This is a genomic window from Ideonella paludis (assembly GCF_018069865.1).
Lineage (GTDB): Bacteria > Pseudomonadota > Gammaproteobacteria > Burkholderiales > Burkholderiaceae_C > Ideonella > Ideonella paludis.
The window spans coordinates 332,100-344,191 of record NZ_JAGQDG010000001.1 but is presented as its reverse complement, the minus strand read 5'-3'; the positions used below and the strand labels follow the sequence as shown (position 1 = coordinate 344,191).

General features: G+C 62.3%; 12 protein-coding genes. All 12 read left to right on the top strand.

Annotation, left to right across the window (positions count from 1 at the left end):
* Positions 1-16 precede the first annotated feature (16 nt).
* From KAK11_RS01470 to KAK11_RS01415, 12 genes are read left to right on the top strand one after another with little or no spacing between them, the layout of a single operon-like run.
* A complete protein-coding gene (locus tag KAK11_RS01470; protein WP_210805429.1) occupies positions 17-268 on the top strand; it encodes an acyl carrier protein in 252 nt (83 codons plus the stop codon).
* Positions 269-280: 12 nt separating this feature from the next.
* Positions 281-838 (top strand): COG4648 family protein, encoded by a 558-nt coding sequence (locus KAK11_RS01465; RefSeq protein ID WP_310737725.1) that lies wholly within the window; start codon positions 281-283, stop codon positions 836-838.
* Positions 831-2,522, top strand: coding sequence for an ApeI family dehydratase (locus tag KAK11_RS01460; protein ID WP_210805427.1), 1,692 nt, complete (start codon positions 831-833; stop codon positions 2,520-2,522). The genes KAK11_RS01465 and KAK11_RS01460 overlap by 8 nt, the downstream gene beginning before the upstream one ends.
* Positions 2,515-3,255 carry a glycosyltransferase family 2 protein gene (locus tag KAK11_RS01455; protein ID WP_210805425.1) on the top strand — a complete coding sequence of 247 codons (741 nt, stop codon included), beginning with the start codon at positions 2,515-2,517 and terminating at the stop codon, positions 3,253-3,255. Before KAK11_RS01460 ends, KAK11_RS01455 begins: the two co-directional genes overlap by 8 nt.
* Entirely contained in the window at positions 3,252-4,241 is a 990-nt protein-coding gene (locus tag KAK11_RS01450; protein WP_310737724.1) for a lysophospholipid acyltransferase family protein, read from the top strand. Before KAK11_RS01455 ends, KAK11_RS01450 begins: the two co-directional genes overlap by 4 nt.
* Positions 4,238-5,803 (top strand): HAL/PAL/TAL family ammonia-lyase, encoded by a 1,566-nt coding sequence (locus KAK11_RS01445; RefSeq protein ID WP_210805423.1) that lies wholly within the window; start codon positions 4,238-4,240, stop codon positions 5,801-5,803. Before KAK11_RS01450 ends, KAK11_RS01445 begins: the two co-directional genes overlap by 4 nt.
* Positions 5,800-6,255, top strand: coding sequence for an acyl-CoA thioesterase (locus tag KAK11_RS01440; RefSeq protein ID WP_210805421.1), 456 nt, complete (start codon positions 5,800-5,802; stop codon positions 6,253-6,255). Before KAK11_RS01445 ends, KAK11_RS01440 begins: the two co-directional genes overlap by 4 nt.
* Complete coding sequence (locus KAK11_RS01435) at positions 6,252-6,866, top strand: LolA family protein (protein WP_210805419.1); 615 nt, start codon at positions 6,252-6,254, stop codon at positions 6,864-6,866. Before KAK11_RS01440 ends, KAK11_RS01435 begins: the two co-directional genes overlap by 4 nt.
* A complete protein-coding gene (locus tag KAK11_RS01430; protein ID WP_210805417.1) occupies positions 6,859-9,228 on the top strand; it encodes an MMPL family transporter in 2,370 nt (789 codons plus the stop codon). The genes KAK11_RS01435 and KAK11_RS01430 overlap by 8 nt, the downstream gene beginning before the upstream one ends.
* Positions 9,225-10,304 (top strand): class I SAM-dependent methyltransferase, encoded by a 1,080-nt coding sequence (locus tag KAK11_RS01425; RefSeq protein WP_210805415.1) that lies wholly within the window; start codon positions 9,225-9,227, stop codon positions 10,302-10,304. Before KAK11_RS01430 ends, KAK11_RS01425 begins: the two co-directional genes overlap by 4 nt.
* A complete protein-coding gene (locus KAK11_RS01420; RefSeq protein WP_210805413.1) occupies positions 10,301-10,900 on the top strand; it encodes a DUF3261 domain-containing protein in 600 nt (199 codons plus the stop codon). The genes KAK11_RS01425 and KAK11_RS01420 overlap by 4 nt, the downstream gene beginning before the upstream one ends.
* Before the next feature lie 3 nt (positions 10,901-10,903).
* Positions 10,904-12,091: a beta-ketoacyl-ACP synthase gene (locus KAK11_RS01415; RefSeq protein WP_210805411.1), complete on the top strand. Its 1,188-nt coding sequence runs from the start codon at positions 10,904-10,906 to the stop codon at positions 12,089-12,091.
* The last annotated feature ends 1 nt before the right edge of the window (position 12,092 follow it).

Genomic DNA, 12,092 nt, shown 5'->3' with positions numbered 1-12,092 from the left:
TCCAAAAGGTGCAGTCATGACCAAGGACGAGATCTTCCAGACCATCGTCAACACCCTTCAAGAGACCTTTGAAATCGAAGCGTCTCGTGTCACACCCGATGCGCGCTTGTATGAGGACCTGGACATCGACAGCATCGATGCCGTGGACCTCATCGTGCAACTCAAGCCGCTGGTGGGGCGACGCCTGCAGCCCGAAGCCTTTAAATCCGTGCGCACGGTGCAAGATGTTGTCGACGCGCTGCATGGCCTGATGCACAAGGCCGGTTGAAGCCCGACGACCGTGAAACCCGCTACCCTGCTGTCAGTCCTGGTGGCCTTGATCACCGTGGCCTATCCGGCCGTGGTTTTTTTCGGGCACGCCGTGCTGGATCCGCGCTGGCTAGCCTTGGGGCTGGTGCTGTTGGCGGTGCTGCGTGCCTGGGCCAGCCAGCAGGCGCTATGGTGGTTGGCGGCAGTGGGAGCGCTTGCATTGGCGGCCGGAACGGCCTGGGGGGGCGGTTGGTTGCCCCTGAAGCTCTATCCAGTGTGGGTCAATGCCGTCTTACTGCTGGTGTTTGGCTGGAGCCTATGGCGTGGGCCGCCGGTGATCGAGCAACTGGCTCGCCTGTCTGAGCCTGAGCTGCCGCCTCGTGCGGTGGCTTACACGCGCCAGGTGACCCAGGTTTGGTGCGGCTTCTTTGTGCTTAACGGCAGCGTGGCCGCCTACACAGCCCTGGCCTGCAACGAGCAAACTTGGGCGATCTACAACGGCGTGGTTGCATACGTTCTCATGGGTCTGTTATTCGGGATCGAGTGGTGCGTGAGACAGCGCGTCAAGGCGAGTGTTGAACATGGTTGAACAACAAGGATTGACCACCGTCATGACGCGTCGGCAAGGCGCCGATGCGGTGGTAGCCTGGGTGGCTGGGCAGGCCCGTACCCGTGCTGAGTTTGAGCACGATGTGGCTGCCTGGGCCTGGATGTTCCAAGCCCAAGCCGGGCAGCGCGTGGCGTTGCTGGCCGAAGATACCTACACTTTTGCTGCTGCTCTGATGGGGGCCTGGCAGGCCGACAAAACCGTGGTGCTGCCCGGAGACGCGCAGCCGCAGACCGTGCGGCGCTTGGCTGAAGCGGTGGACATTCATGCTGCGGACTTGCCCCAGGGGTGTTGGCCGATCCCGAAGGCTGAGCACCGACCCTGGCGCTTTGTCGACTTGGACCTGCAACGCCATCGCTTGGTGGTGCAGACCTCGGGCTCCAGTGGCGAACCCTTGGACATCGCTAAGCAATTGAAACAGCTCGACGCCGAAGTTCGAACGCTGGAAGCCGCCTTTGGTGGCCTGATGAGCGACCCTGCACTGAAGGTCTTGGCGACGGTGTCTCATCAGCACATTTACGGCCTGCTGTTTCAGGTGCTCTGGCCATTGAGCAGCGGACGCGCCTTGGTTGCCGGTCGGCTGGAGTATCCCGAGGCCATCTTGGCAGCCATGTCGCAAGGGCCGAACGTGCTGGTGGCCAGCCCGGCCCACCTCAAGCGATTTCCAGACGCTCTGCCATGGGGGCAGGTGCGAGGCCACACACGCGCTGTTTTTTCATCCGGCGGCCCCCTGCTGCCTGACGCATCTCAAGAGGTGCATCGCCTGACCGGCCTGTCGCCGATCGAGGTCTACGGTAGTTCAGAAACCGGTGGCATTGCGTGGAGACAACGTGCCGAGCATGGCGACATCTGGCGCCCATTTGCGGCGGTCCAGTTGCGGCAAGTCGATGGGCTGTTGGAGGTGGCTTCCCCCAATCTCCCCGACGCTGCACCGTGGCTGACCAGCGACTTGGTGAGGCTTCATGAAGACGGCTGCTTTGAATTGCTGGGCCGGGCAGATCGAATCGTCAAAGTCGAAGAAAAGCGCATTTCCCTCACCGCTGTAGAGCGCATGTTGATGGCGCAGGACAGCGTCCGAGAGGTCAAGGTGCTTCCCTTGACCGAGGCCGATCGTGTGCGCTTGGCTGCTGTTGTGGTGCTCAGCGGGGCCGGTGAGTTGGCCTTGCAAACTCACGGCAAGAAGGCCTTGACTGACCAGCTCAAGCAGGCCTTGCTGCAAGTTGTCGAGAGGGTGGCGTTGCCGAGGCGTTGGCGCTTTGTCGCGACCCTGCCTACCAATGCCCAGGGCAAAGTAACCGAGGCACTGCTCACACAGTTGTTTCGGCCAGAGCGACCCTCCGTCCAGTGGCTGCATCGCGGCGCCACAGAAGCACAGGCTGTGCTGGATATCGTCCCGGAGTTGGCTGTCTTTGATGGCCATTTCCCGGGAAGCCCCTTACTGCCTGGCGTGGCTCAGCTCGATTGGGCGATTGCGCTTGGGCGCGAGTGCTTTGCGCCTGCGGGTGTCTTCACGCGGGTCGATGTGCTTAAGTTCCAGGTTCCCATCTTCCCGGGCTGCCGCGTGCATCTGCACTTGCATTGGGATGCCGCCAAGTCGGTGCTGAGTTTTCAATATCTGTCTGGCGAGCAAAAGCATGCCAGCGCAAGGGTGATTTTCCATGCCTAAGACAGTGGCCGTGATCCCGGTCTACAACCATCCCTCCACCATTGCAGCGATGGTGTCGGGCGTGCGAGAGCACGGCCTTTCTTGCATCTTGGTGGATGACGGCAGCGAACCCGGCTGTGCAGCTGTGCTCAAGAGTTTGGCGGCAGCGCAGCCTGAGGCGGTGACCTTGGTGGTTTTGGCTGTCAATCAGGGCAAGGGGGGAGCGATGATGGCTGGCCTGCGAGAGGCGGCTCGCCAGGGCTACAGCCACGCCTTGCAAATCGACGCCGACGGCCAGCACGATGTGCATGACATCCCTAAGTTCCTGACACTGTCTCAGACACAGCCTGATGCGGTCATCACAGGGTGTCCCCTCTATGACGAGAGCGTGCCCAAAGGTCGCCTGATCGCGCGTTACGCCACCCATGTTTGGGTGTGGATCAACACCTTGTCGCTCGACATCCGCGACTCGATGTGCGGCTTCAGGGTCTACCCTCTGGAGCCCGTGCTGGCGGTCATCGATCGAGAACGTCTGGGCAAGCGCATGGACTTTGATTGCGAGGTACTGGTGCGCCTGCATTGGCGAGGGGTGTCCATCGTCAGCTTGCCAACGAGGGTTACCTACCCGCAGGATGGCGTCTCGCACTTCAAGGTCTGGTTGGACAACGTCTTGATCTCTCGCATGCATGCCCAATTGTTCTTTGGCATGCTGCTGCGCCTGCCCAAAATCCTGTGGCGCAAGGTGGCGGCGTGAGCCTCGATGCGGCAAGCCGCTCACCCGCTGTTGCCACCCATTGGGCGCAGTTGGGGGAGAACACCTTTGTGGCAGGCATGTGGTTTCTCTACGGGGTATACAAGTTATTGGGCCGTGGGCCGTTTCTGGTGTGTCTGTATCCGGTCGTTTTTTACTACTGGGCCACACGCCGTGCGGCCCGACAGGCGTCCCTTGACTATCTGCGCCAGATGCACCGCCAGCACGGCGTACCCGCTCGGCCACCCACCTGGCGTGACAGCCTGCGCCACTTCCTGTCGTTCGCCGACACCTTGCTCGACAAAACGCTGGCGACCAGCGGCAGCTATCGCTTTGACCGTATCCGCTATGAAGGTTTGGAGCCCATGCTGGAGCGTGTGCGCAGTGGTGAGGGGGGGGTCTTCATCACCGCCCACATGGGCTGCCTAGAGCTTTGTCAGGCCTTGGCCGGGCGGTGCCAGGATTTGCGCATTCATGTGCTGGTGCATACCCGCCACGCAGAGCGCTTTAACCGCATGTTGAATCGGCTCAACCCCCACAGCGGCGTGCAGTTGATGCAGGTGACAGAGATCACACCGGCCACGGCGGTGCTGTTGGCAGAGAAAGTGGCCCAAGGCGAGTTCGTTGCGATCGCCGGAGATCGCGTCCCGGTTCAGATGGGACCTCAGAGCTGTGTGGACGTGCAGTTTTTAGGGCGCAGTGCAGCACTCCCGATCGGGCCTTACGTGTTGGCTTCCTTGCTGAAGTGCCCCTTGTACCTACTGGCCTGTATTCGAGAAGGCCGTGAACACACCCTCATTTTTGAGCCCTTGGCCACGGTGGTTCGCTTGCCGCGCGGCCAGCGCGTGCAAGCGGCAACAGATCTGGCGCAGCACTACATGAGTCGCATTGAAGCCTTGCTGGTGAGGGCGCCTCTCGAGTGGTTCAATTTCTTCGCGTTCTGGGCGCAGCGTGCGCCCCAGCACGCCCCCCCACCTTCCCATCCATGAACGCCGCAACCTCCCCCACCACCCTGGTCGTGTTTGATGGCCAGCGCCTTGATATTGCCGATGTACTAGCCCTGTCGCGTCGGCAAGCCCAGGCGCGTTTGTCCGAGTCGCCCGAGTTCAGGGCTCGTATTCAGCGAGGGGCGGACTTCCTGGACCGTTTGCTGCGTGAGGATGGGGTGATCTACGGCGTCACCACTGGCTACGGGGACTCATGCACCGTCAGCATTCCGGCCGACTTGGTGCCCCAACTCCCCCATCATCTCTACACCTATCACGGATGTGGGTTGGGGCAGTTCCTCAGCCCCGAAGAGACGCGCGCTGTCTTGGCCACTCGCTTGGCTTCGCTGTGTCAAGGGGTGTCGGGGGTGAGTTGGGCATTGCTGGCGCAGCTTGAACAGTTCTTGTGCCATGACCTCCTGCCGCTGATTCCCGCCGAAGGGTCGGTTGGCGCTAGTGGTGACTTGACTCCTTTGTCCTATGTGGCCGCTGCCTTGTGCGGAGAGCGAGACGTGTGGTGGAAGGGTGAGCGCTGGGCGGCAGACGAGGCCTTGCGCGAGTGTGGCTTGGTGCCTCTTCGCCTGCGCCCCAAGGAAGGCTTGGCCATCATGAACGGCACTGCGGTGATGACCGCATTGGCCTGTTTGGCTTGGCAGCGCGCTGAGTCTGTGGTGCGGCTTGCAACACGATTAACCGCGTGCAATGTGGTGGCGAGTGCGGGCAATGCCCATCACTTCGACGAGCGCCTCTTTGCCGTCAAACCTCATGCGGGTCAACAGCAAGTGGCGCAGCGCATTCGTGATGACTTGGCCAGCTCGCGTCCCGCTCGTAATGAACAGCGCTTGCAAGATCGCTATTCACTGCGCTGTGCGCCACATGTGTTGGGTGTGCTCCAGGACGCCTTGCCGTTCCTGCAGCAACTTATTGAGAACGAATTGAACAGCGCCAATGACAACCCCATCATCGATGGCGACAGCGAGCAAGTGCTGCACGGTGGGCATTTTTATGGGGGGCACATTGCGTTCGCCATGGACAGCCTTAAGAACGCGGTCGCCAACGTGGCGGACTTGATGGACAGGCAGCTCGCCTTGCTGGTGGACACCCGATACAACCATGGACTGCCCCCTAACCTATCAGGCGCTCGGGGGGCGCGAGCAGCCATCAATCATGGCCTCAAGGCCTTGCAGATCAGTGTGTCAGCCTGGACCGCAGAGGCCTTGAAGCTGACCATGCCTGCCTCTGTGTTTTCGCGCTCGACCGAATGTCACAACCAAGACAAGGTCAGCATGGGGACCATTGCCGCGCGGGATGCCTTGAGGGTCTTGACTCTGACCGAGCAGGTCTTGGCTGGCATGCTGATCGCCGCCCGGCAAGGCTTGAGCCTGAGGCAAGACATGGAGCCCAGCTTGCAACTCACCCCGGCGCTGCAAGGTTTTCAGGCTGGGCTATGCAAGCGCGTCGCTCTGGTGGATGAGGACAGGGCTTTGGACGCCGAACTGCTGAGTTTGGTGCAGGCTCAGCAGCAAGGGGCATGGTCAGGTCTGTATGAGGAGCCTAACGCATGAGCCAGACTCGATGGCCTTTGCCGGTCAGCTCGGAGTTGTCCGCTCGACTAACGCACGACATCGAGGTGACGCCTGCGTTTTTCGACATCGACCCCATGGAAGTGGTGTGGCACGGCCACTATGTGAAGTTCATGGAACTTGCGCGCAGTGCTTTGATGTCTCGCCTGGGTTACAACTATGCCGAAATGCGAGACTCAGGTTTTGCTTGGCCTGTGGTGGATATGCGGCTCAAATACGTGCGCTCTGCCGTATTGGGGCAGCGCCTCAAAGTGCGGGCGCGCATCGTGGAATGGGAGAACCGCTTGAAGGTGGACTTCTTGATCACAGATGCCCAGACCGGTCAGCGTCTGACCACGGCCTACACCATCCAAGTGGCCGTGGACATTGCCAGCCGAGAGATGCGTTTTCTTTGCCCAGAGATTCTCTGGGAGAAGCTTGGAGTCTTGGCATGAAGCGCCGCGTCATCCTCGGTGTGGGCACTGCCCTGACCATGCCACTGTGGGCCCAAGAGCGCGATGCCCTGGCCGAGATTCGCTCGCGCTTGTCCAACACTGCCTTGCTGCGTGGCCAGTTCGAGCAACGTAAGACGGTCAAGGGCTTTAAGCAGCCTTTGCTCTCGCGGGGAGACTTTCTTGTGCAAAGGGGCCGCGGTGTGATCTGGCGTACCCTGGAGCCACTGGCTAGTAGCTTAATCCTCACCCGCGATCGATTGGTGAGCCGTGGTGCCGATGGCACCGTTCAGCAGCAGTTGGATGCGGCGCGTGAACCAGCGGTACGCGGCATCACCGAACTGATGTTTGCGGTTTTGAGTGCCGATTTGGCGGTGCTGGCACAGCGTTTCAGTGTATCGCCGCACCTCAAGACGGCCGAGGCATGGCAGATGACTCTGCTGCCCAAAGACGCATCCCTGGCACAGTGGGCCACGCGTGTGGAGATCGAGGGCGACAAGCAGGTCCGGCAAGTGCAGTGGCAAGACGGCTTGGGCGATATGAGCCGCATCCGCATGAGTGGCCATCTGAGCAGCCCTGCGCTGAGCAAAGACGAAGAGGCTTGGCTTGCTTGATGGGGTGAACCTCTCGTCGCAGGCGCTCCAGCGTTGGCGTTGGGCGGCTTGGGCTTGGCTGCTGGTGGTCTTAGCCGTGGCGGTGCACCAGTGGCGGTTTTGGGCACAGCCCCATATCACCACTGACGTGATGGCCTTGCTTCCGCAGGATCCCCAAGACAGTGCCTTGTCGCGTGCTAGCCAACACTGGAGTGCACAGGCCTCGCGTCAGGTGGTTGTGGTTCTGGGCAGCGCAGACTGGGCGCACACCCGGGCCGCTGCAGCGGCCTGGCGCCAGGCGCTGCCGGCTGATGCAGGTTTGCGCGAGCAGCCTTTGGCGGACGTTCAAGCCTTGAGTCGGCAGGTGGCTTTCTATGCGCCATGGCGTGATCGTTTGCTGACTACTGCACAACGGCTGGAGTTGCAGCACCTTACACCCGCCCAAGGGGCAGATCGAGCTATGGCAGGCCTGATGCAGCCTGGTGGCAGCGGGCGCCTGACCGACTGGGCTGCGGATCCGTTGGGTTTGTGGGCAGCCTGGTGGAGTGCTCGTGCTGGCGATGTACAAGCACGTCAGCGTGACGGCGAGGCACACCTTCATCGTGAAGACCTCGACTGGTTGGTGATGGTGTACGAGTCGGACCGCGCCGCCACCCAATTGGACGGTGAGCGCCGGCTGGCCCAAGCCCTAGAGCGGGCCGCCATCGCGGCGCAGGCGCAGACGCCGGATCTAAAGGTCTTGCGCGGCGGAGTGCCCCTGCATGCCGAAGCGGCAGCGGCCCAAGCGCATGGCGAAGTCAACACCATTGGCTGGGGCTCGCTGGCTGCGGTGATGGGCTTGATGTGGTTGGCCTTTCGCTCGCTCAAGCCCCTGGCCTTGACGGCCGCATCTTTGCTGATTGGGGTGGCGGTGGCCACCTCGATGACGATCCTGTGCTTCGGTGAGATTCATTTGGTCACCCTGATCTTTGGTTCCAGCCTGATCGGCGTTGCCGAGGACTATGGGATTCATTACTTTTCAGCCCGGCAAGCCCAGCCGCGAGTGCCCTCTCCTCGACTGATGCACAGCCTGCTGCCTGGCTTGCTGCTGGCACTGGCCACCAGTGTGCTGGGCTATCTGGTTTTGGGCTTGGCCCCGTTTCCGGGCTTGCGCCAGATGGCCGTGTTCTCGGCCACTGGTTTGGTCGCCACCTTCATCACGGCGTGGGCTTGGTTTCCGGGCCTGGACCGAGGGGCGGCACCCCGCGCCACGGCACTGGCTACTCGCGTAGCGGCTTCCTTGCCGCACTGGCCGCGGTGGCGGGCCACCAAGGTCGGCTGGGGCGCTGCAGTGCTGATGTTGGCCGTGTTGGGCGCGGGCGCGCTGACTTTGCGCGCCCAGGATGATTTGCGGCAGCTTCAAAGCGGGGCACCGGAGCGTCTGCAAGAGCAAAGACAACTCTCCTCCTTGCTCGGGCTGCCCAGCCCTCTGCAGTGGTTTTTGGTCACGGGGGCATCGGCTGAGCAGGTGTTGCAACGTGAGGAGGCATTGACCCGGCGCCTAGCGGGCCTGGTCCGTCAAGGACGTTTGCAAGGCTGGCGCGCGGTGTCGGATTGGCTACCGTCGGTAGCGCAACAGCAGGCGGATGGAGCTCTCACAGGTGCTTTGGAAGCCGCGGTCGTGGCAGAGTTAGGGCGCCGCTTGGGTGAGCCGTTGCAGCGGTCTGTCATGGCATCAGGCCCGCTTACCCTGGATGTTTGGTGGGCCAGCGAGGCCTCTCGCCCGGCACGCAGCATGTGGCTGGGCGAGGTAGGCGGCGAGATGGCATCAGTGGTGATGCTGCGTGGCGCGTTTGGACCGGCCGATCTGCCGCTGCTGTCGGCGGCCGCAGATGGCCTGCCGGGGGTACGCTGGGTAGATAGGACCGCAGATACTTCAGCCTTGTTGGCCCGCTATCGCATGACCATGGGCTATTTGCTGGTGCTGGGCCATGTGGTGGTGGGCGCTGCCTTGCTATGGCGCTTCGGGCGCTCGGCCTGGCGTGCCTGGTTGCCCACGGTGCTGGCCACAGGCTTGACACTCAGTGGCTTGGCGTTCTTAGGGCAACCCTTGCAACTGTTCCATGTGCTGGCCCTCTTGCTCCTGCTGGGCGTGGGTATCGACTACGGCGTGTTCTTGTTGGAACACCCTGACGACGGTGGCGCCTGGTTGGCCGTGATCGTCGGGGCCCTCAGCACGGCATTGTCGTTTGGCTTGTTAGGGCTATCGGCCCTGCCTGCGCTGCGGGCCTTCGGGGTGACCGTGCTCTCGGGCTTGGCCTGGGTGCTCTTGCTGGCGCCCCTAATGCGGCTCAGCTTGGTGTCACCACCGGCTCACTCTTCCATTGCTCGGACTAACCTATGACCACGCATCGTTTCTCACCTCCCGGTCAAAAGGCCTTCGCGGCTCGCTTTGAGGCCCAGCGCATTGCCTTTGGGCCGGTCGTCTTTCACTGTGTGCGGCTGGCGTGGAAGCGAGGCTGGCTCCAAGCCATTGCCGACAGTGCCGGGGAGGGATTGAGCGTGGCAGACATGGTGACGCAAGGCCTGGGCACTGACTACGCATTGCGGGTGGTGCTGGAGTCTTGTCTCTCTGCCGGGGTGGTGGCGCTAGAGGCTGACCGCTATGTGCTGGATAAGACGGGTTACTGCGTTCTGACTGACACCATGACTCAGGTGCACCTGGATTTCATTCATGACATTTGCTATGAGGGGCTGATGAAGCTGGAGGCATCGCTGGACGAGGAGGCACCGCGAGGCCTGAGCGTGCTGGGGGAATGGCCGACCTTGTACGAAGGTTTGTCGCGTCTCCCGGAGCCGGCCAAGACAAGTTGGTTTGCCTTTGATCACCTGCATTCCGACACATCCTTCCCGTCCATCTTGCCGGATGTGTTCAAGACGGAACCACTGCAGTTGATGGACATCGGGGCCAACACGGGAAAATTCGCACGCGTGGCGTTGCAGCATGACGCCAAAGTCCACCTGCACATGGTGGATTTGCCCCAGCAATTGGCGCTGGCCGAGATGACGCTCAAGGAGGCCGGCCTGCGTGAGCGCGCCACACTGCACCCTCGCAACCTATTGGACACGCAGGCTGAGTTGCCTGGCGGCATGGACTTGGTGTGGATGAGTCAGTTCCTGAGCTGCTTCAGCGAAGGCGCGATGGCCAGCATCTTGCAGCGCGCGGCGCGGGCCTTGAAGCCCGGCGGCCAGTTGCTGATCCTGGACACCTTTTGGGACCGTCAGCGGTATGACATCGCGGCCTATTGCCTGATCAATACCTCGCCCTATTTCACGGCCATGGCCAGTGGCAACAGCAAGATCTACGAGGGCTCGGTCTACATTCGCCTTGCGCAGGCTGCAGGCCTGCAATTGCAGGATGTACGCGACGGCATTGGCTACAGCCATTCTCTGATGCGTTTTAGCAAGGCGGCGCAGTGAGCCAAGGCAAGAAGCTGCCACTGGCTATGCTGGCTGCGCTGCTGATGCACGGCTGTACCAACTCGCCGGCACCAGACACCAGCCATGACCTCCCCCTGCTGCGCTTGTCGCCTGCCAGCCTGGGTTGCGTGCTCAGCGCACAGCAGCGTATCGTCGTGGCGACGCAAGGGCGTGCGGAACAGAGTGCCGAGGTGTTGCTCGAAGTGGATGCCGAGGCAGTTCGCCTGGCGCTGGTTGCGCTGGGTCAAACCGTCGCTCGCTTGAGTTGGGATGGCCTCACCCTTAACCAACAGCGCGCCGCGTGGGCGCCCGAGCCTCTCTCCGGTGAGCGCGTTTTGAGCGAGTTGCAGATGGCGGGTTGGCCCCTGCAGGCGGTGCAACAGGCGTTGCCACCAGGATGGACGATGAGTGCTGACACGAATGTGCGTGAATTGCGACAGGCAGGCGAGCTGAGACTGCGCGTGCACTATGAGGCGAACCGTGTCTGGAGCTTGGACAATCCGAAGCAAGGCTATCGTCTGACGATCCACACGTTGACGCACAGTGCGGAGCCCACGCAAACCGCCGCCTTACCCTTTGGATCCGCTTGCCGCTGAACCATGTCTGTGCCTGTCTACCTCCATGCACTCGGTTTGAGTTGTGCCTTGGGCAGCAGCCTGACCGACATTCGTCAGCGGCTGTTCGCTGAGTCGCCTTGGCGGCTAAGCCGCAGTGCCGCTTGGTCACCGGGCAGGGAACTGCCGCTGGGGGTGGTCTGCGACGCTTTACCCGCCTGGGCGCCAGAGGCTCCGGCGCGCTGGCGAAGCCGTACCAATCAGCTCCTGCGCCTCGCGATGGCCTCCTTGGAGCCGGCCGTCTTGGCCGCGCGCGAACGCTACGGGGCGCACCGGGTGGCGGTCATTCTGGGTAGCAGCACTTCGGGTGTGGCTGAGGGCGAGAAGGCGGCCAGGGCCCGAGCCCAAGGTCAGCCCTGGCCCGCAGACTTTGACTATGCCGTCCAAGAGATGGCCAACGGCGCGGCGTTTGTCGCCCAAGCTTGGGGCCTGACAGGCCCCGTGCATGCCTTGTCGACCGCATGCTCGTCGGCGCCCAAGGCCATGGCCAGTGCGGCGCGTCTCTTGCGGATGGGGCTGGTGGACGCGGTTGTGACGGGCGGGGCAGATGCTCTGTGCGAGTTGACGGTGGCTGGCTTCTCCGCCCTGGATTCCGTGTCGGATCAAATCTGTCAACCGCTGTCAGTGAACCGCCATGGCATCAACATTGGTGAGGGCGCCGGTTTGTTTTTGATGAGTCGAGAGCCAGGCCCTATTCGTTTGGCGGGTTGGGGCGAAACCTCGGATGCACACCACATGTCGGCGCCTCACCCCCAAGGGCGGGGCGCTATCGAGGCCATGCAACAAGCCTTGGCGCGGGCAGGGGTAGGGCCCCAGGTCGTGGACTATGTCAACCTGCATGCCACCGCGACAGCTCAAAACGACGCCATGGAAAGCCTGGCGGTACAGCAGGTTTTGGGAACGAGCGTGCCTGTCAGTGGGACCAAGCCCCTGACGGGGCATGCACTGGCTGCGGCCGGTGCCGTAGAGGCCGGCCTATGCATTTTGGCCTTGACGGACAATCCGCGGGGCCACTTGCCGCCGCATTGGTGGGATGGCCAGATCGACCCCGCCTTGCCCGCCCTGACGGTGGCTCAGGCTGGAGATAGCCTGGGCAGACCCTTGGACTGGGTGATGAGCCACTCCTTCGCTTTCGGTGGGAGTAATGCGGTTCTGTTGCTGGCCAGAGATTGAC